We start from the raw sequence: 20,740 nt of genomic DNA on the forward strand, positions 1-20,740 counted from the left end.
ATCTGAGGTGAGCAAGTCGCCAGATACGGTAGTGCCTCAAGCCTTCACAAACCTCAAAAAGTCGGCCAGCCGCCGCGACTCATTGACTTCATCGTGAGGTACGAGCAGATACCGCCACGGTTTTCCGCCGACGCTCGCCGTGAAGTCCGACGCGTGCTGACACCACTGCAAGGCAGCAGCAGCTTTGGCCTGCACCTCTTGCGTGTTGATGTCGCCGCGTGCTTTGGTTTCCACCATCAAGATCGTCGAGTCCGTTTCGGCGACGAAATCCGGGATGTACTCCGACTGCTCGGTGCCAAGCTTGTAGTAGATCTGGAACTGCCCCTTCGCAGGCTTGAACCACTTCAGGGCATCGCGCTCCAGGATGATGGCGAAGCGCCGCTCAGTGTCCGAATCGAACTTCTGTAGCGGGTACAGACAACGCGCGAAGCCCCCGAAGAGCATCTGCTTGATGCGGCTAGTCTCTGCAACCGTCTCCCGGAAGTGATGGGCCGTCTGGCCCGCCGTGGCGGTGTAGTTGCACGGCTTGAGTTCGGTAAAGCCACGACTGACCTGCACCTCGTACTCCGTCGCCTCTTCCCAGAAGTGGGCCATCATCTGCGCGTGGATTTCCCGTGCGATCAAGCGGCGGTCACGATCTAAGACGCTGATGGCCTCGTCCTCGGATAGATAACCGCGCAGGTGCTGCACCATCTGGCCCGCGAGGTCGTAGAGCAGATCGGCGTGGGTGAAGTAGTCGATGTCGTCAAAGTCCACCAGCGCGTGGACGATGTAGTCCTCCGGGCGCTGCTCCTTGAGCCCAACTTCGGCGGCCAGGGTGTCCTGCTCGTTGGTGCGCAGGTTATGGATGACGATCTCGCGCTCACCCGGCTGGAGGTGGAGCTGGCTCACGTCCAGCTTGAAGGCGTGGAACCCCGTCGTGACCTCGCCAGTCGGCACCACCGCGATGCGCGGGATGTCGATGGTCTGCTGCACCACGATTTCGGAGGTCTTCGCCACCACGGCGGACAAATCAAGTGCGAGGGCTGATGCATCCACGCCCGCCAGCAATTCGCCTTGCAGCGGCTTCAACCGCTCCGCCACCTCCGCGAGGATTTCCCTCTGCACTTCGGGTTTCAGCAGCGCGCTGCTGGTGGGCACCAGATCGCGCTTGACCTCGTACTTGCCGATGACGTCCATGACCACGCGCGCGGCCTGCTTCTCCGCCTCCGTGGTGAACACCGGTTCGGGCACTGGGATTTCCGCTCCACTTTCGGCGGATGAAACCCCTGTAACCAAGACCGGTGCATCCGTCAGACCGAGACGCGCCTTCGCTCCGGACTCGACCTGTACGCTGACCTTCTTGTCGTCGGCGGTTGGCGCATCGAGGATGACCTGCTTCAGGCGAATCGGCGAGTCGCCGCGGTTGGCCTCGTCGATGATTTCCTGGAACTTGTCGTGCGCGACGATGTTCAAGCGATCCACCGCCGCGACGCCCGTGCGCTTGCCGTAGGGCAGACGCAGGCCGCGTCCGATGGACTGTTCGATCAACGTGCGGGCATTGGCGGCGCGCAGCGGCACGATGGTGTAGAGGTTGGTCACGTCCCAACCTTCCTTGAGCATGTTGACGTGAATCACGATCTCGGTCGGCTCGTCCACGCTCTCCACGGCCAGCAGGCGCGTGATCATCTCTTCTTCTTCCGCGCCGGTACGGCTGGAATCGACCTGAATCACCTTGCCCTGGTAGCGGCCCTCGTAGAAGGCTTCCGACTCCAGAAGCGCCAAGAGTTGCCCCGCGTGCGTGGTATCGCGAGCGATGACGAGCATGAAGGGCTTGACCGGCTTGACGCCGTTCTCGCGGGCATAGGTGAGCAACTCGACCTTGGTCGTCTCGTGCAGGCGCACACCGTCTTCCAGCTTGGTCTTCTCGATTTCTTCAGGCGTGTGCGCCTTGGCGTCGAAGTTGCGCTGGGTGACCACGGCAGGCTCTTTGACGAAGCCGTCCTCCATCGCCCGCGCCAGCGGGTAATCCATCACCACGTTCTTGAACGGCACCGGCCCCTTGCTGGATTCCACGAATGGCGTCGCCGTCACCTCCAGGCCAAACAGCGGCCTCAGCTCATTGATGGCGCGCACGCCCGCGCTGGCGCGATAGCGATGCGATTCGTCCATCAGCAGCACGAGGTCAGGCAGATTCGCCAGATGGTTGAAATAGCTGTCACCCAGCACTTCCTTCATCCGCTTGATGCGCGGCTCCTTGCCGCCGCGCACCTCGGAGTTGATCTTGGAGATGTTGAAGATGTTGATGCGCACGTCGTGGGCGAAGCCCCCAAACGATGAACCCTGCTGATCATCCACCGCAGCGCCGGTCTGGTCGTAGTTGTCGCCGGTGATGATCAGCGGTGGCTGCTGTGCGAACTCGGCAATCCCCTTGAACACGTACTTCGGCGTGTTGCGCGTGAAGTCCGTGATGAGTTTGTTGTAGATCGTCAGGTTGGGCGCGAGGACGAAGAAGTTGTTGATGCCGTGGGCCAGATGCAGGTAGGCGATAAAGGCTCCCATCAGGCGCGTCTTGCCCACGCCTGTTGCCAGCGCAAAGCACAGTGACGGGAACTCGCGCTCGAAATCCTCAAGCGTGCTGAACTCGGCCTTCAGCGTGGAAAGAATCGCGGAGACATCGCGCTCGTGGCCTAAAAGTTCAGGCGCGGCATCGAGCGCGCGAACCAGTTTAATGAGCGAATCCGCCTGGGGCGGCCGAAGGGACAGACGACCGGTGACGGCGTGCAGGACGCGGTTGTTCATTATTCGTTCTCCCCAAACAGACCGCCCTGATTCAAATTCGCAGCAGCCACTTTTCTGTTCTTGGACTTCTTGTTGTCGGCCTCGGGGGCTACCGCAGGTTCCTTCGGATCGGGTTTGGCCATCGGCAAATTTGCCACGTTGAGGCTGTAGTCGTCATGACCCCATTCGCAGCGGGCCAGCACCATCTTCGGAATCTTCTTCAACGTCAGGTTCGGCCAGCGTTCGTTTGCCTTGGCGGCGGTCACGTCGTGGAAGGCCGAGCAGCACACCAGCAGGCTCCGGTCGGAACCCACTTCGTCAGACAGGGCCTGCAACTGGTCGGCGGACAGGTTCTGCGTGGTGACGTAGATGAAGTCCCGCTCGCTGGAATGGCCGTGCTGCCACCACTGCACCTCGGAGGGGGCGTAGCTGAAGCCTTCCAGCTTGGCGAGCGCTTCGGCCAGTTGCGCAGCGTTGTATTCGGGGTTGATGACCGGGTTGCCCCAGCGGTCGTTGACGATGAGGCTGGGCGCGAGCTTGTAGTAGCGAAAGCCGCCACCGCCTTGCCAGTTCACGCTTTCAGTGATGCCGCCCTTGTCTTCGCCATCCACCACTTTTTGCAGACGCGGGATGATGTGCGTGTGACAGTGCTCGCCCAGCTCCACCATGATCCAGCGGCGGCCCATTTTGTGAGCTACTGCGCCTGTCGTACCTGATCCTGCAAAGGAGTCGAGTACCAAGTCTCGTTCGTTCGAGGCAATACTCAGGATTCGCTCAATCAACTCTTCTGGCTTCGGATTATCAAAGCCATTGCCGTCGAAAATCCCGTTTGAGTGCCTCTTGGCCGTGTCATTCGTGCCGACGTCATCTGCATACCAAATGGTTTCTGGTGTCAGGCCGGCGTCCTCACTTTCCTTCAGAAACTTCTTTTGCCTCGGCACGTTGCTTCCGTTGGCACCGAAATAAATTCGGCCATCGCCAATCAACTCGTTCAGTCGTTGCTCAGTGAAACGCCAGCAATTTCCTGCTGGGGGATCAATAACGCGACCACTTGGGGTGGTGATTTGGTAGAACTGCGATTTTGTTGCATGCCCGGCCTGAGCTGTTATTGCTACTGATTGCCAAGCGCCCCGTGGATCACCATCTGGATTTCTGTACCTGGCAAGCACTTCTTGATTTACGGGTACCGGATTGCGGGAAGCCTCAAAGCTTCCCTTGTCCCGCGCATACACCGCGATGTAATCGTGCTTGAAGGAGAAGGCACGCCTGTTTTCTCGACTCTTTCTCTTCTCCCAAATGATCGTACAAACAAAATTCGCACGACCAAACACCTCATCGCAAAGAACTCGTAAGTAGGGGTATTCGTTGTCGTCAATGCTGATCCAAACTGATCCATCCGAAGTCAGAAGACGCCGTAGGAGTTCCAATCGGTCGCGCATCAGGCCCAGCCAGATCGAATGCTCTAAGCCATCGTCGTAGTACTCGAAGGCCGAACCGGTGTTGTACGGCGGATCAATGTATGCGCACTTCACAGCGCCGGTGAACTCCTGCTCTAGCGCCTTCAACGCCAGCAGGTTGTCCCCAAAGATCAGCCGGTTGTCGAAGATGTCGTTTTCGCTCACACGCTGTTTGGCGTGGTACGACCTGGCCGGGTCTTCGAGCAGGATGCGTGGCTCCAGCTTGGGGCGCTTCTCCTTGCCGATCCATGTCAGTTCTAGTTTTTGCTTGCTCATGGCATCGCTCTCATAGTTGGGGAGCCTTGCCCGACAAGTAGTCGAGCAGGCGCTTGCGCGGATAGGCATCCGCCGCAGTGTTGATATTGCGCAGTGTGGGCAGCGTCGGGTCGGCAGTCAGGCCAAAGTGCGCGGCCATCAGGTCAGCCATTAACGAGGCGACGCTGCTCTGGTTGCGGAAGTAGGCCAGTGGCCCATCGCCTAGCAGTTGCTGCTGCTTGAGGTCGAAGGTCTGCTGCCGCAGCTCATCAAGCGGCTGGCTGATCAAGCCGGGAATCGCTGCCGCGTCCAGGACTGCTGCCGCACCGATGCGTTGGCGCAGGCGCTTCATCATCACGGCGGTGATGACGTGAATGGCGTGGCGGTAGATCAGCCTTTCCCGGCTGCGCGCCGCCGCGCGCTGCTCGTAGCCCACCACGAGCTTGCGGATAGCGCGGTAGCACAGCACGGCATTGACCAGGGCCACGCCGGTCAGGGTGGCCGGGAGTAACGCTTGGTATTCAGCAGATTCCGGATCGGCCAGCCGCGCCGGTTCGCTCTTGAGCCAGACGGCGTAGCGCGGATCACCCTGCTGCGAAGCGAGCGCACGCAAGGCTTCATCCAGTGAGATGGATTGGGAATCGGTGGCCAGGGCTTCGGGGCGATAGTGGTACGTAAAACCGAGCAGGGCGACTTCCTGTCGCAGCCGCTCCTGGTTCTCATCCAGCGAGGCGAAATTCGCCGTCTGCACCGGATTCTGGTGGTTGCGCGCCTTGGTGACGCGCTTGCCGAACGGGCCGTCCGCCGGGGCCTTGATCAAGGTGAGCATCACCTTGGCGTCGTCGATGTTGCAGTTCGGGTGCTGGGCCACGAACTCGGCGGCGGACGCGACCGTCTGCGCGCCGTTGATGATGGACAGGCCGCGAATCTTGAATTTCTTGACTCCGTTCTTCGTGGCCTTGGGTTCGATCAGGTCGCAAACGGCAGTGACGCCGTTGTTGAGATAGAAGAAGTCTGCTGGGGAGTCGCGCAAGGTTGTCTTGATGGCCTTGTTGACGTCAGATCGGCTACTGCCGAGGAAATAGCGGATGTTGCGCTCGTACAGCGCTTTGCCCTTGTCCTTGTGCAATGCAACCAGATCGACCAATCGGGCGACGCCGTAATACGTGGCACGCGGGCTCTCGATTTTTTCGGATTTCTGCAAGGCGATGTCGGTGTGAACGGGCTGGTAGGCCTGTTCCGCCAGCAGGTCGCGGGTGACATCGGCTGCGGTGTAGTACGTCACCTGCTTATCGAGCCGCTCCTCGTCGAGGTTTTCATCGTCGAGCAGGGCCTGCAAGGCATCGCTGGCCGTCTTGGAAATACCGTCACCCGTGTAGGGAACGACCAGTTTGATATAGCTGCACGCATCGAGCGCCGCTTCGATGTCCGCCTTCCGGTTCGTGAAGTTCTTGTTGAACCCGGCGAATTCCTGGCGAATCAACAAGCGGATGCCCTCGCAGAACGGCAGCGCGTCTTCCTGCTTGAACTGTTCGGATTCCATCAGCTTGGCTTGCAGCAGGTAAAGGGTTTCCGAATTCTCGTCGTAGTGGACGGCGTCGATGCCTTTGTCGTTGTAGTCGTCCACGACAGATGCGGCGGCCTCCTGCGGTGTGATGTCGAGCAGCTTGTGCAGAACGAAGGCGCTGAAGGCACGCGAGAGCTGCTTGGCCTGTTGCTCCGCTGCAGGTTTGGAGGTGTCCAGAAGCGGCGGCAAGGAGGGCACGAAGCGCTCCGCCAGAATCGTCTTCAGGGCGGTCATGTGCTGTGGTTCAAGGGCCGCCATGTCAGTGGTATTTCCCGTAGCGGTTCTCGAATGCGGGTTTCGTCCCCTCCAAGATGGTCACGACAGCTTCGTTCAGCCCCGTGTTCTCGATGGCTCCCGATTCGTAGCGGATAGTGGAGTCCGATGCGCGGTCGAATCTTGCGTGGATGATTTGTTCGGCGTCGCACACAACCGCCAAATTGGGGTTGTGCGTGACCATGATGATCTGCCGCTGCTTTTTGGCTTCAGAGAGAACGGGAACGAGCAGACGGAACACCGTCTCGTTGTCAAGATTCTCTTCCGGCTGATCAAGAATGATGGGGGGTTTTCCCTTATCCACCAGCAAGTAAAAGATCAGCAAGAGCGCGCCACGTTGACCAGGGGACAGTTGCTCGATCTGCGTATCCTGAAAGAGCAGCGAGTAGCGAGGTTCAAGGAAGTTCAAGCCAAAGATTAGGTCATAGACGGCCGCGGCCGTCTGCCCCTTCTTCAGCAAGCTGAATATCCCAGCATCCGAGCCGGAGGCCTTCGCTGCAGCCAAAATCTTCTCCTGCAAGGAAGCAATGAAGGCTAGCGCCCCCTCCTTGGTGTTCAGGTCATGGCTATCGAACAGTCTTCTGATGGTCGCCAGCGCTTCGTCCTGCCCGCGAAAGTCACCCGAGGTTTGCTTGATCAGCGCAAACAATTGGTCGGCGATAGCATCAGCGGATGCCGCCAGCGTTGCCTGAAACTGCAGCCTGTAGTCCTCGCGTATCAGGATGTTCTTCTGAATGAGGTCCTGCACCGGCTTGAACAATTCCGCGCGCGCACGCCGCTGTGCATCAAGGGTGTCGAAGATTTCCCCGGATAGCTGCAAACGCCTCGCTTCCAAATCCTTGAGCTGCTGCGGAAGCTCCTTGATCTGCTCGATCCTGGTTTCCAGTCCGACCTTGGTCTCAGGCTCGGTGATTGAGCCGATGAGCTCGTCGCGCTTTGTGTTCCATTCCGCAAGCTGGCGCTGATAGGCCTCATACTGCTGTTGCGGAGCGTTCAACTTTGCAGTGAGACCTTGCTGAGTTGCGGTGACGGCATTGAGGGCTTCCGCCAGCTTTTCGGCCTCGATCTTTATCTCGCCTTGCTTCGTTGCCAACTCGGTCGATTTTTGGTCCAGAACGGCGGTCTTGATTTCGATGGCAGCGAGATCGGTCCAAGCGAATCCGAGAAGTTTGATTTCGTCGGAAACGGCCTTTTCGGCTTGATCGAAAGATCGTTGAAGCAACCTCAACTGCTCGCGAATATTCCCTATGGCCTTTTGGCGTTTGGCCAGCTCCGTGGTCTCGCCAGCGATCTCTTGGCTGCGCTTTTTGGCGGCTTCCGCCTGTTGAGTTGCTGCAGCCAAGCCTTCAGCCGCTTGCTTTTGCGCGGGGCTCATAGCTTCGGTCGGCGCCGCGACCTCCGCAGGCTTCAGCTTGTCGTGTTCCTCGATCTGCTTGCCCTTAAGCAAAAGCAGATCGGTGAGTTTCTTCAACTCAATGGGTTGAAGCTGCTCCTCGATGCGAACGATGTCTGCGTTGGTCGATGCCAGCTCCTTACGGTACTCACCCAATCGATTCCTGAGTGACTGCTCCTGCTGCTCGGTCAACTGATCAAAGTCGAGTGCGCCAAGCCGCATTTCTTCGCTCGCATGGGAGAAGATCACTGACCTCAGCTCCTTCTCAAATGCGTTCGACTTGCCCGATACGTGCTCATTGCAAAGCTCTTCGAAGTAGCCCTGCGGGATGTAGCGAACAAGCTCCACCTTCTCCTCTGATGGCGACTCATGCAACGGTCTGGACTCGGTGCTTTCGTCTCGCCAGGTCAGCGTTCCGGTGAAGTGACGTGCGGGCTCGCCGGTCTTGCCCCAAAAGCGATCCTTCTTCAAAAAGCTGAAGTGCTTGGATTGCTTGGAGTTGCCGAGCGTCGCGATGACATCCGCCAAAGCGCTCTTGCCGCTTCCCTTGTTCCCAATGACGGCGACAAGATCGGGATTCAGCGGGATGTCACAGCCGTGCAGCCACCGCCCGACGCCAGCCTTGGCCACTGTTTTGCTAATCTCGATAGACTCGATGTAGAAGGTCTTGTTGGAGTCGACTTCTTGAACCTTGGGCGGCGTGTCGCCAATGAAGGAGCGTTTTGCCGGCTCAAGAATGGCTTGCTTGAGGCCGTGGAACGTTGGGTCGGCCTTGATCCACGTTCTTTTCCCAGAAGGGAAGTCGCCGTAGCCCCGCTTGTCATCATTCCCGGCGGCGCCAACAAAGCAATGAGCGTCACTGCCAGCCACTACGAGCCTGGGGATACCCTTCAATCCGTGCTTGAAATTGTCGATCCAGGCGTGGTTGGTCGATGTCTTCTCGCACAGGAAAGCTGTTCTCAGGTCCAAATTCCTGGACTCGAAGATAGGTGACGATTCAAAGAGCCCGAGGAAGTAGGAGTAGTGCTGCTCCCATTTAACCTCGTTAAGCCCATCGCTAGTGTCGTATGGCATGAACCCAATCGCGAACTCATTCGGAACACTTGCAATCGCGTTCTTGTAGCTCTCTGTTTTTACTTCAGCCAACTTGTACCCAGCCAACAGCGCATCCGCGTAGTCGCTTTCGACAATTTCCTTCTTGTGCCCCTTCTTTGCCAGCATATCGGCGGCAGTCGCGCGAGCGAGATCTACAAGTGCGTCCTTGGATACGGAGCGATCAAGGCGCTCGATCTTGAGATTGGCAAGAAAATCCTTCAGATGTTGATCGGCGATCTCGTCTGAGAATATGACGTGCGCGTTCAGCCGCTTTTCGGTGGGCGCTGACAGCCGCAACTCAATCCCTGGAAAGACCTTCTTTGTGAGCTTTGGCGCGTCCGCGTCAGAGAGTCGTTGCTTCAGTGCGAACCAGCCATCGAATGTCCAGTAGTCCATGATCGCGAACACAGAAGGTTCTGCCTTGTTCATGGCCTCGATCATTTCATCGACCAGCTTCTTGCTCGCCGCAGAGGAGAGGTCGTTTTCGAACTTCTCTCCCGACCAATGAAATGATGCGGGCGTGTGGACATGCAGGTCCCACTGCCTCCAAATTGCACCCCGAGAAAGCTCTCTTTTCGTCGTCATTTCAGTTCCCACTCGATGGTGAACAGCATGTGCTCCTCCACTTGCTGCTGAAGCTGCAATTCCAGCTGGCTGATGAGGTCGTTGCGCTGGGCTTCCACTTCGTCCTGTCGGGAGAAAAGATCGCGGCGCAGCTTGCTCCGTTTTCCCTCAAGCTCCCGTTGCTTCTTCTGCCAAGACAGCTTTTCTTCCAACGTCGGCGCGGTGGCTGCAGTGCTGCGCACCTCCTTGATTTGCCGGTCAATCTCTTTGATTTCCTGTTCAAGGCCCAGCTTCAGGTCGTCAGCCCACGCATCCAGCTTCTGTACTTCTTGCTCGAAGTAGCCGAGATTGCGCCGATTGATCTCGCGCAGCAGCTCGGTCTTGCGGACTTCGACGTCGGACGACAGCGCGAAGCCGGCCGCGCTGCTGAGCAGGCTGGGCGGCTGGGCAACGGCGGGCAGGCGCAGGAGCTTCCTGGGATCGTCTTCCAGCAGAGTGACGCCATCCGACGTGATGGCTGTAACCAGCAGGTGCTGCTCCTGGTTGCCCAACGCATCGACTTCAATCAGCTTCAGTGTGAGCCATCCCGCTTTGCCGCGATAAGGCTCTAGGGTGCTCACCTTGGTGCCGTATGCGTCGTAGTCGAAGATGAGCTTGGCACCGTCAAGCGTGCGGGCCTTGGCCTTCTCGGTGACCCATGAAGCTAGCGGGTGATGAATTCGGTACAGGTGTGCGTCGCCGGAGCGACGGGGCAACTCATAACGCCCCAGCTCGATTCCAGCGCGTGCACTGGCATCGACGCCGTCCGGCACACGCTGCAGGAGGAAGCCGTTGTCATCGAAGCTGGCGAATTCGCTCAGTTCCGCCCGGCTCAGCTCCATCAGCATCCGCTCGAAACGGCTCCGGGCGCTGTGGCTGTCTTCCGCACGGACGCGGAGCTTGCCTTGTACTTCCTCGTCGAAGTTCTCCAAGAGGAGCTGGCGCGTCTTGACCATGGCTTCGCTGATCTCTCCCGAAAGATCAAGTCGGAGTTGCTCGAAGCTGGATCTGATTTCCTCGGGCTCTCGGCAATTTTGGTAGATATCAGCAATGCGCCGCTCGAAATCGACGCCAGAACCGATGGCGCCCAACACTTCGTCGCTGGCACCAAAAACGCCCTCGAAAAGCTGGAACTTCTGCGCCAGCAATTCGTAGACGCGCTTGTCCGCCTCATTGCCGAGGTCAACGAAGTTCACCACCACCACGTCGTGCTTTTGGCCGTAGCGGTGGCAGCGCCCGATGCGCTGCTCAATGCGCTGCGGGTTCCACGGTAGGTCGTAATTGATGACGAGCGAGCAGAATTGAAGGTTGATGCCTTCGGCTCCGGCTTCGGTGGCAATCATGACCTTGCCACGCTCCTTGAAGTGCTCGACCAGTGCCGCACGGGTGTCGGCGGTCTTGGAGCCGGTGATGCGGTCAGTGCCTTCGTGGCGTTTGAGCCAATCCTTGTAGATCGCCTGCGCACGCTGGTCGCTGTTGGTGCCGTTGAAGAGCACGATGTCATCGCCGTATGGTGTGTCAGCCAGCAAGCTGAGGAGGTACTCCTGTGTGCGCTTGGACTCGGTGAAGATGATGGCCTTTCTGGCCGCGCCCAACCGGTCCAGTTCGGCGAAGGCGCGATCCAGCGCGGTGAGCAGCGCCTTGCCCTTGGCGTTGTCGCGGATGCTGGTTGCCAGCGCCTTAAAGTGGCGAAGCTCTTCGATTTCCTGCGCGATGGCATTCCGCTCTGAGAGGCTTGGCGTCGCAGAAGCGGATTCATGGTCGCTCCACTCATCCGCCGTTTCGTCCAGCGATTCGTAGTCTTCGTCGAGTTCTTCGGCCAGATCGGGAGTTTCGGCAGTTTCGTCAAGTACACCCTGAAGGCGTTTAGCCATCGTCTCCAGCGCGCCTGCGATTGCGTGCGAACTGGACGCGAGCAACTTCCATAACACGAGTGAAATCAGCTGGCGCTGTCCCTCGGGCATGGCCTTCAGGTTGGGGCGACGCAAGTAATCGGCGACAAGTCTGGACAGTTCTTGCTCTTCGCTTGAGGGGGTGAACTCTTGGATGATGGCCTTGCGCGCCGTATACGACACATAAGGCTGAACCTGTTTGCGCAGAGTGCGCTTGCAAATGGGGGTCAGTCGGTCACGCAGGCCGTTGAAGGTCTGTTCCCGGCCAGTAAATTGCGAGCGAAAGCTGTCTAGGTCTCCGAACACGCGGTCATCGATGAAGCTGACCAGCCCATAGAGTTCGAGCAATGAGTTCTGCAATGGCGTTGCGGTCAGAAGCACCTTGGAGTGAACGTGCGACAACGCCTCCTTGAGAGTCCTGGCAATGACGTTGCTGGTCTTGTAGACGTTGCGCAGGCGATGCGCTTCATCGAGGACGACCAAGTCCCAGTCAATGCTCTCGACATCGTCAGCCTTGGACTTGGCGAACTGATAGGAACAGATGACCGGGCCAGAGGCAAAGAGGAACGGATTCTGCCGATCCTTCTTACGGATCGCGTTATAGCTTTTGGCTTCGAGAATCAGCCCTTGCAGACCGAACTTGTCCTGCAACTCCTGGTGCCACTGCTTGCGAAGGTTGGCCGGGACGATGATGAGAATCTTGCGCCGCCGTTCCGCCCAGCGTTGCGAGATCACCAAGCCCGCTTCAATGGTCTTGCCGAGACCTACTTCGTCAGCGAGGAGCACACCGCGCGAAAGGGGATTGCGGCATGCGAAGAGGGCCGCATCGACCTGATGCGGATTGAGATCAACCTGCGAGTCAACCAGCGTTGATGCCAGCGACTCCACGGAGTCGCCTGCCGCGCGGCGCGTCAGAAGCCATGCGTAGTACTGGCTTTGATACTGCGTAAGGGGCTGTTGCATCAGTCTCCCCCCTCTACCTTGACTTGTTTCCACTTCGCTCCTCGCCCCTTGCCCATGGACTCGATCACTCCCTCTGACTTCATCGCCCGCAGCACCAACCGCACCATGTCTCGGCTCACGCCCGGGCAAGCCTCCTCAATCTCGGAAATCGAGAACGGCTGGCTGCGCCCTAGGACCTCCGCCCGCACCCGGTCGCCTTTACTGCCACGGCCACGCTCGATGGTGCCGACACGCTCCTCGAACTCACGATAAGCCCGCAGCAAAGCACCCCAGAAGTAGTCGAGCCAGGGCTTAACGTCGTGCTGCCCCTGGTGCCATCCCTGCGAGCTGGCTTCCAGCGTTTCGTAATAGCCTTCCTTGGTGTCCTCGAAGATGCGTTCCAAGCTGATGTAACGACCCACGGCATAGTCGAAGTGGTAGAGCAGCAGCAAGGTCAGCAAGCGGGACATGCGACCGTTGCCGTCCGGGAAGGGGTGGATGCACAAAAAGTCGAGCATCGCCAGCGGCACCAGCACCAGAGGGTCGGCCAGGTGCTGGTCCAGTGCGGTGGCGTAGCGCCCGGTCAGATCAGCCATGACCATCGGCGTGAGATGCGCAGCCACCGGCTGGAAGCGCAAACGCGAAGTGCCATCCGGGTGACGCTCGATGATGTCGTTATTGGTGGCCTTCCAGCGCCCGCCCGCCTGCGGCATATAGCGGTACAGCAGGGTGTGCAGTTGCAGCACCACTCCCTCGCTGAAGGGCATGTGCGCGGCCGATTCGTGGATCAGCGCCAAGGCGTCACGGTAGCCCGCGATCTCCTGTTCGGAACGGCTCTTTGGCGTTGCGTTGCGGATGACCAGAGACTTCAGCCGCGAGGGCGCTACGACAACACCTTCCAGCCGGTTGGATGACTCGGTGGACTCCACCACCGCGATCTGGCGTAGCCCCTTGAGGGCTTCGGGCGACTGTGCGGCGTAGAGTTGCTGCTTGCCCTGGTACTCCCCCAACGTGCGCAGTGTGGCGGCCTGAGTGCCATCGAAGCGAAGCGCGGCAAGGTACTCGGGTGTGAGCGAGTGCATGGAAATGTAAGCTCAGGCTGTCTAAATGGGGTAATCATAGCCGTTAAATGGGGTATTGTCTATAAAAATACCTCATTACCAGTATTTAACTACCCCATTTCCTGAACATTGGACCGGTCGTGAGGGGGAGGCATGGCTAACCAGGAAGGAAATGGGTGACACGAATCTTAAAAGGAGGCAATAAAGTCAAAATTGCCCCATTTATTCCATTGTTTACCCCATTTCCAGCACCCAGCCTTGGGCAAAGGCAAATGGCAAGGGAACGGCCCTCAAGGGACAACGGCCCTATCCAGAAAAGGAAAAGGCCGCCCTGTCCATTGGTTCTGCAACACCCAGCCAACTCTTCCCTATGCCGTGACGCTGCCTTCCGCCGCACTCAGATAGTCCGCCCAGTCCTGCAACAGCGTCCTTCTCTGATCTAGCAACAACGCCTTGTTGTACGTCGCCCGCACCTTGTTGCTTTCCACGTGGGCAAGCTGCCGCTCAATTGCATCAGACCGGTATCCGTTCTCATTTGCCCAGGTCGAAAAGGTCGTCCGCCAGCAATGCGGCGTCGTACCCCGGCCCAGGTTCATGTCGCGCATGGCGTAGGTGAGCCGATTGGGCGTGGTGAAGCCTTTTCCGCTCCTGTGCGGGAACAGATAGCGTCCGCCACTCGTGATGTGCTGCAAATCTTTCAGCACCGCTATGGCCTGCGTGGATAGCGGGCTGACATGGTCGCGCCGCGCTTTCATCTTCGCCGCAGGCCGACGCCACAGGGCATCCTCAAAGTCGAACTCGTCCCACTCGGCATCCGCCGCTTCCCCTGGACGGCAGGCGGTCAGCGCAATCAGCCGCAGACACAGCGAGGTTTCCGGATAGCCCCGGTAGCCGCGCAACTCCTGATAGAACTTCTGGATTTGCTCTCGCGTCATCGCCGCTTTGCTCTCGCTGAATGGCACGCGCAGCAGCCCACGCAGGCTGGGAATTGGATTTGCCTCGACCAGACCACGCACCACTGCGAACTCGAAGATGGTCGCCAGATCGCCTTTGACGTGAATGGCCGCCCACGCACCGTGTGACTTGCACTCCTCCAGCAGCGGGCGAATCTGCTTCACGCCAATGTCGCTCATTGGCATCCCATCGAACTTGGGCGACAGGTACTTCCTGATGCGGGATTCTTTCGTGCGGTAGGAACTGAGCGCAAAGACTGGCTTGATCTCCGCCAGGTACGCTTTCGCCACCTTGACGAACGAGCTTTCACGAGCGCGCTTGCGTTCTTCCAGCGCTTCGAGGTTGCGCCGCTTGACCTGCTGCCGCTCATGCGCAGGATGAATGCCTTGCTTGACCAGGGCACGCGCCTTCTCTCGGGCCGCACGTGCATCCGCAAGACTTACTTGAGGAAAGCCGCCAATGGCAAAGAGGTTCTCCTTGCCTTGCAGGCGGTACTTCCACCGCCAGAGCTTGCCGCCGGTAGGTTTGACCAGCAGGAACAAGCCCCCGCCGTCTGATAGTTTCCAATCTCGATCCGTCGATTTGGCCGACCTGACCTTGAGGTCGGTGAGTAGGTTTTCGGGCATCGTTGGACTCCACTGCGGGGAGATGTACCCCCACGGTTGAACACGAGTACCCCCAACGCTACCCCCGAATTTTTCAGACCTCGATGAACAATAGGAACGCTCAGCAGACCGTATTGTTTACGCAACCCATTGATTTCAAATGGGTCAACCTGTCCACCAAGCGCTACTGAACGCCACCGAGATTCAGCAAAAATCGTCAGACGTTGAACAGGAAGTTCATCACGTCGCCATCCTTGACCACGTACTCCTTGCCCTCAGCGCGCATCTTGCCCGCGTCCTTGGCGCCCTGCTCGCCCTTGTACTGGATGAAGTCGTCGAACCCGATGGTCTGGGCGCGGATGAAGCCGCGCTCGAAGTCGCCGTGGATCACGCCCGCGGCCTGGGGCGCGGTGTCGCCCTTGTGGATGGTCCAGGCGCGCACTTCCTTCACGCCTGCGGTGAAGTAGGTCTGCAGGCCCAGCAGGTCGTAGCCCGCGCGGATCAGGCGGTTCAGGCCGGGTTCGGCCAGGCCCATTTCTTCGAGGAACATGGCGCGGTCCTCGTCGCTCATCTCGGCCATTTCGGCCTCGATCTTGGCGCAGATCGCCACCACGGGCGCGCCCTGGGCCGTGGCGTATTCGCGCAGCTTGTCGAGCAGGGGATTGTTCTCGAAGCCGTCCTCGGCCACGTTGCCCACGAACATGGCGGGCTTGGCGGTGATCAGGCAGAACTGTTTGAGCAAGGGCGCGTCTTCCTTGCTCACGGGTACGGTGCGCGCGGGCTTGCCTTCGTTGAGCGCGGCCTGGATGGGCGCGAGGAGCTGCACGAGCTTGGCGGCTTCCTTGTCGTTGCCGCTCTTGGCGGCCTTGCTGTAGCGGTTGAGCGCCTTCTCGACGGTGGCCATGTCGGCCAGGCACAGCTCGGTCTGGATGACCTCGATGTCAGCGATGGGGTCCACCTTGCCCGCCACGTGGATCACGTTGGGGTCTTCAAAGCAGCGCACCACGTTGACGATAGCGTCCGTCTCGCGGATGTGGGCCAGGAACTGGTTGCCCAGGCCCTCGCCCTTGCTGGCGCCTGCCACCAGGCCCGCGATGTCCACGAACTCGACGATGGCGGGCACGGTGCGCTCGGGCTTGACGATCTCGGCCAGCTGGTCAAGGCGCGGGTCGGGCACTTCCACCACGCCGGTGTTGGGCTCGATGGTGCAGAAGGGGTAGTTTTCGGCGGCGATGCCAGCCTTGGTCAAGGCGTTGAAAAGGGTGGACTTGCCGACGTTGGGCAGGCCCACGATGCCGCATTGGAGGCTCATGGCTGGGCTTTCTGGGAGTTCGGAGACAAACCGTCGATTTTAGTCAGTCGGTCGAGCCGTCGGTCAGCCACCATGCGCTGGCCCACGGGGCGGCTCCTACAATGCCCCTCATGGCCCCCACCTTTGACATTTGCATTCGCGGCAGCGGCATCGTGGGCAGCACGCTGGCGCTGCTGCTGGCGCGGGACCGCCTGAAAGTGGCCCTGCTGCCCGCCCCCGGCCCCAAGAGCCCCGCAGCGGGCGACGTGCGGGCCTATGCGCTCAACCGTGCCTCGCGCCAGTTGCTGGAGTCCCTGCGCAGTTGGCCCGACGCGCAGCACGCCACCGCCGTGCGCCACATGCAGGTGCAGGGCGACCAGGGCGGCGCCGTGCATTTCGACGCCGCCGCGCAGGGCGTGGACGCCATGGCCTGGATCGTGGACGTGCCTGCCCTGGAGGCCCGCCTGGCCGAAGCCGTGCGCTACCAGCCCCAGGTGGACGTGGTGGACGCCCCCGTACACGCCGCGCTGACGGTGGTGTGCGAAGGCCGCGCCAGCAGCACGCGCGCGGAGTTCGGCGCGCAGTTCCACGCCACGCCCTACGCCCAGCACGCCATTGCCACCCGCCTGCGCTGCGAGCGGCCCCACGGGCAGGTGGCGCGGCAGTGGTTCGCGCAGGGCGGCATCCTGGCCTTTCTGCCGCTGGACGGGCCGCAGGGGAGCACCGTGGCGGTCGTCTGGTCCGTGCCGCAGGACCAGGCGCCGCTGCTGATGGCGCTGCCCCCCGAGGAATTCGCGCAGAAGCTGCAGGACGCCAGCCAGGACGCCCTGGGCGCGCTGCAACTGACCGCCGAGCGCGCCGCATGGCCCCTGCAGTTCGCCCAGGCCGACCGCTGGTGCGGGCCTTTGCCTGGCGCCAGCACCCAGAGCTGGGCACTGGCGGGCGATGCCGCGCACAACGTTCACCCGCTGGCAGGCCAGGGGCTGAACCTGGGGCTGGCCGACGGCCAGGCGCTGGCCGCCGTGCTGCACGGGCGCGACGCCTGGCGCAGCGTGGCCGACCTGCGGCTGCTGCGGCGCTACGAGCGCGCGCGCAAGGCGGCCCTGCTGCCCATGGGCCTGGCCACCGACGGGCTGCAGCAATTGTTCACGCGCCCGGAAGCGCCCTTGCAGGCGCTGCGCAACTGGGGCATGAAGGGTTTCGACCTGAGCGGGCCGCTGAAAAATTTCGTGGCCCGCCAGGCCATGGGGATGTGATTGCCAACCATAGAGATGGATCGACCGAGAACGCCATGAAACTGATTCCCGCACTTTTGCTCACCGCCAGCGCCCTTGCCGCGAGCTTCGCAGCTTCTGCCCAGGACGCCGACATCCGCAAGACGCTGGCCGAGCGCTACCCGCAGTTCACCCAGATCGACGAGGTGCGCCCCACGCCCATGAAGGGGCTGTACGAGGTGCGCGTCGGCACCGACCTGTTCTACACCGACGCCAAGGGCAACTACGTGATCCAGGGCGAGCTCATCGACACCAAGGCGCGGCGCAACCTGACCGAGGACCGCATCAACAAGCTGACGGCCATCGACTTCTCCGCCCTGCCGCTCAAGGATGCCTTCACCATCGTGCGCGGCGACGGCAAGCGCAAGGTGGCCGTGTTCGAGGACCCCAACTGCGGCTACTGCAAGCGCTTCGAGCGCGACCTGCAGAACGTGGACAACGTGACCGTCCATCTGTTCCTGTACCCCATCTTGAGCCCCGACTCGGCCGAGAAGTCGCGCAACATCTGGTGCGCCAAGGACAAGGCCACCGCGTGGCAGGACCAGATGGTGCGCGACAAGCCCGCCCCGTCTGCGAGCTGCGACACTGCCGCCATCCAGCGCAACCTGGCGTTCGGGCGCAAGTACAAGATCACGGGCACGCCCACGCTGATTTTTTCCAACGGCACGCGCGTGCCGGGCGCCATCGGCGCGCAGGAGGTGGAAAAGCGCCTGGCCGACGCGGGCAGCGACTCCAGCGGGGCGGCCAACTGATGCCCGCGCCCGGCGCCGCCATCCACTACCGCATCGAGCCTGCGGACCTGCACGCCCACCTGTTCCGCGTCACCCTGACCATCCACGCGCCCGCTGCGGGGCAGGAGCTGTCGTTGCCGGTATGGATTCCGGGCAGCTACCTGGTGCGCGAGTTCGCCAGGAACCTGCAGGACCTGAAAGCCCGGCAGGGGCGGCGCGCCGTGCCGCTGGCACAGCTCGACAAGCACCGCTGGCGCGCCGACAGCCGCCCGGGCACGCCGCTGGTGCTGACCTATGCCGTATGCGCCTACGACGCCTCGGTGCGCACCGCGTGGCTCGATACGGCGCGCGGCTTCTTCAACGGCACCAGCCTGTGCCTGCGCGTACACGGGCAGGAGCGCGCAAAGCACACGCTGGAAGTCGCCAGCACGCCCGCCACGGCCCACTGGTCGGTCGCCACGGGGCTGGCCGCCGTCAAGGCCGACAAACAGGGCTTTGGCCTCTACGCCGCCGCCGACTACGACGAGCTGGTGGACTGCCCCGTGGAGCTGGGCACGTTCTGGCAGGGCCGCTTCACGGCCTGCGGCGTGCCGCACCGCTTCGTCGTGGCCGGGGCCGCGCCCTCGTTCGACGGCAAGCGCCTGCTGGCCGATGCGCAGAAGATTTGCGAGACCGCCATCCGCTTCTGGCACGGCAGCGGCAAGCCGCCGATCAAGAACTACCTGTTCCTGCTCAACGCCGTGGGCGACGGCTACGGCGGGCTGGAGCACTGCAACAGCACGGCACTGATCTGCGGGCGGCGCGACCTGCCGCGTGTGGGAGAAAGCAAACCGGGCGAGGGCTACACCACGCTGCTGGGCCTCATCAGCCACGAGTACTTTCACACCTGGAACGTCAAGCGCCTGCGCCCCGCGGAGTTCGCCAGCTACGACTACGCACGCGAGAACTACACCGAGCTGCTGTGGTTCTTCGAGGGCTTTACCAGCTACTACGACGACCTGCTGCTGCGCCGCGCCGGGCTGATTGACGACGCCGCGTACCTGAAGCTGCTCACCAAGGCGATCAACCAGGTCTTGCAGACGCCGGGCCGCCACGTGCAGACCGTGGCGCAGGCCAGCTTCGACGCCTGGGTCAAGTACTACCGGCAGGACGAGAACACGCCCAACGCCACGGTCAGCTACTACACCAAGGGCTCGCTGGTGGCGCTGTGCCTGGACCTGGCCTTGCGCCGCGACGGCCGCACCACGCTGGACGCCGTGATGCGCGCCCTGTGGCAGCGCTGCGCGGGCGGCCCCATGGCCGAGGCCGACCTGCGCACCGTGCTGCAAGACTTGGCGGGCCGCTCGTTCGACGCCGAGCTGGCGCAGTGGGTACACGGCACGGCGGATCTGCCGCTGGCCGAGCTGCTGGCCGCGCATGGCGTGACGCTGAAGGCCGAAACACCGCAACTGGCCCAGCGCCTGGGCCTGCGCGTGGCGGAAAACCACAGCGTGCAGATCAAGGTGGTGCTGCGCGGCGGCGTTGCCGAGAAAGCGGGCATGGCCGCAGGCGACGAGTGGCTGGGCCTGGAGGTGGCGGGCCAGGGCTGGCGCATCCAGCAACTGGCCGACGTGGGCTTTTACGCGGGCAGCGCCGCCGAAGCCACGGCCATCGTGGCGCGGGACGGTCGCCTGCTGCGGCTCGCGCTTGCACTGCCCGGCAAGAAAGTCGCCGCCGACACCGTCAGCCTGGCCGCCGCCGATGCCGCCGCGCTGGGCCGATGGCTCGGCTCATAATTTCCCTCACCAAAAACATCCAGGAGATTCCATGGCCTACGAAACCATCGAGGTCCGCGTCGAGGCGGACAAGGTCGGCGTCATCACGCTCAACCGCCCCAAGCAGCTCAACGCGCTGAACGGCCAACTCATGGACGAACTGGGCGCAGCGCTGAAAGCGTTCGACGCGGATGAAAAAATCGGCTGCACCATCCTCACCGGCAGCGAAAAAGCCTTCGCCGCCGGGGCCGACATTGGCGCCATGGCCAAGTACAGCTTCGCCGACGCCTACAAGGGCGACTACATCACCCGCAACTGGGAAACCATCCGCAGCATCCGCAAGCCCGTGATCGCCGCCGTGAGCGGCTTTGCCCTGGGCGGCGGCTGCGAGCTGGCGATGATGTGCGACTTCATCATCGCGGCCGACAACGCCAAGTTCGGCCAGCCCGAGATCAAGCTCGGCGTGATCCCCGGCGCGGGCGGCACGCAGCGCCTGCCGCGCGCCGTGGGCAAGTCCAAGGCCATGGACATGGCCCTGACAGCGCGCATGATGGACGCATCGGAAGCCGAGCGCGCCGGGCTGGTGAGCCGCGTCGTGCCCTACGACAAACTCATGGACGAGGCCCTGGGCGCGGCGCTGGTCATCGCTGGCTTTTCGCAGATCGCCGTGATGGCTGCCAAGGAATCGGTCAACCGCGCCTTCGAGGGCAGCCTGAGCGACGGCGTGATGTTCGAGCGCCGCCTGTTCCACGCGCTGTTCGCCACGCAGGACCAGAAGGAAGGCATGGACGCCTTCATGAACAAGCGCGCCGCCAACTTCACGCACCAGTGAG

Annotated in this window: 12 protein-coding genes; 4 read left to right on the forward strand and 8 right to left on the reverse strand. The window is 61.4% G+C overall.

Going from position 1 to position 20,740, the window contains the following annotated elements:
- Window positions 1–36 precede the first annotated feature (36 nt).
- From QM569_RS05135 to ychF, 8 genes are all read right to left on the reverse strand, one after another.
- Window positions 37–2,781, reverse strand: a complete 2,745-nt coding sequence (locus tag QM569_RS05135; protein ID WP_414986156.1) for a DEAD/DEAH box helicase — start codon at window positions 2,779–2,781, stop codon at window positions 37–39.
- Window positions 2,781–4,493: a site-specific DNA-methyltransferase gene (locus tag QM569_RS05140; RefSeq protein WP_414986157.1), complete on the reverse strand. Its 1,713-nt coding sequence runs from the start codon at window positions 4,491–4,493 to the stop codon at window positions 2,781–2,783. Before QM569_RS05140 ends, QM569_RS05135 begins: the two co-directional genes overlap by 1 nt.
- A gap of 10 nt (window positions 4,494–4,503) precedes the next feature.
- The gene (locus QM569_RS05145) at window positions 4,504–6,297 is read right to left on the reverse strand and encodes an AIPR family protein (RefSeq protein ID WP_414986158.1); all 1,794 of its coding nucleotides are present in this window, start codon (window positions 6,295–6,297) and stop codon (window positions 4,504–4,506) included.
- A 1-nt stretch (window position 6,298) separates the two neighbouring features.
- Complete coding sequence (locus QM569_RS05150; RefSeq protein ID WP_414986159.1) at window positions 6,299–9,385, reverse strand: TrlF family AAA-like ATPase; 3,087 nt, start codon at window positions 9,383–9,385, stop codon at window positions 6,299–6,301.
- A complete protein-coding gene (locus tag QM569_RS05155; RefSeq protein WP_414986160.1) occupies window positions 9,382–12,258 on the reverse strand; it encodes an SNF2-related protein in 2,877 nt (958 codons plus the stop codon). Before QM569_RS05155 ends, QM569_RS05150 begins: the two co-directional genes overlap by 4 nt.
- Entirely contained in the window at window positions 12,258–13,319 is a 1,062-nt protein-coding gene (locus QM569_RS05160) for a Fic family protein (protein WP_414986161.1), read from the reverse strand. Before QM569_RS05160 ends, QM569_RS05155 begins: the two co-directional genes overlap by 1 nt.
- Window positions 13,320–13,666: 347 nt before the next feature.
- On the reverse strand, window positions 13,667–14,878 hold the full coding sequence (locus QM569_RS05165) for a tyrosine-type recombinase/integrase (RefSeq protein WP_414986162.1): 1,212 nt from the start codon (window positions 14,876–14,878) through the stop codon (window positions 13,667–13,669).
- A gap of 196 nt (window positions 14,879–15,074) precedes the next feature.
- Window positions 15,075–16,169 (reverse strand): redox-regulated ATPase YchF, encoded by a 1,095-nt coding sequence (gene ychF / locus QM569_RS05170; RefSeq protein WP_414986163.1) that lies wholly within the window; start codon window positions 16,167–16,169, stop codon window positions 15,075–15,077.
- Window positions 16,170–16,279: 110 nt separating this feature from the next.
- Here ychF and QM569_RS05175 point away from each other — a divergent pair, with 110 nt between their 5' ends.
- Genes QM569_RS05175 through QM569_RS05190 form a run of 4 tightly spaced genes read left to right on the forward strand, consistent with a single transcriptional unit; the run spans window position 16,280 to window position 20,739 of the window.
- A complete protein-coding gene (locus QM569_RS05175; protein ID WP_414986164.1) occupies window positions 16,280–17,404 on the forward strand; it encodes an FAD-dependent monooxygenase in 1,125 nt (374 codons plus the stop codon).
- Between the two features lie 35 nt (window positions 17,405–17,439).
- Window positions 17,440–18,174, forward strand: coding sequence for a DsbC family protein (locus QM569_RS05180; RefSeq protein WP_414986165.1), 735 nt, complete (start codon window positions 17,440–17,442; stop codon window positions 18,172–18,174).
- Window positions 18,174–19,928, forward strand: coding sequence for a M61 family metallopeptidase (locus QM569_RS05185; RefSeq protein ID WP_414986166.1), 1,755 nt, complete (start codon window positions 18,174–18,176; stop codon window positions 19,926–19,928). The genes QM569_RS05180 and QM569_RS05185 overlap by 1 nt, the downstream gene beginning before the upstream one ends.
- 31 nt (window positions 19,929–19,959) lie before the next feature.
- Window positions 19,960–20,739 carry an enoyl-CoA hydratase gene (locus QM569_RS05190; protein WP_414986167.1) on the forward strand — a complete coding sequence of 260 codons (780 nt, stop codon included), beginning with the start codon at window positions 19,960–19,962 and terminating at the stop codon, window positions 20,737–20,739.
- Window position 20,740: the final 1 nt, after the last annotated feature.

The sequence above is a fragment of the Acidovorax sp. genome, from assembly GCF_047607405.1.
GTDB lineage: Bacteria > Pseudomonadota > Gammaproteobacteria > Burkholderiales > Burkholderiaceae_C > Acidovorax.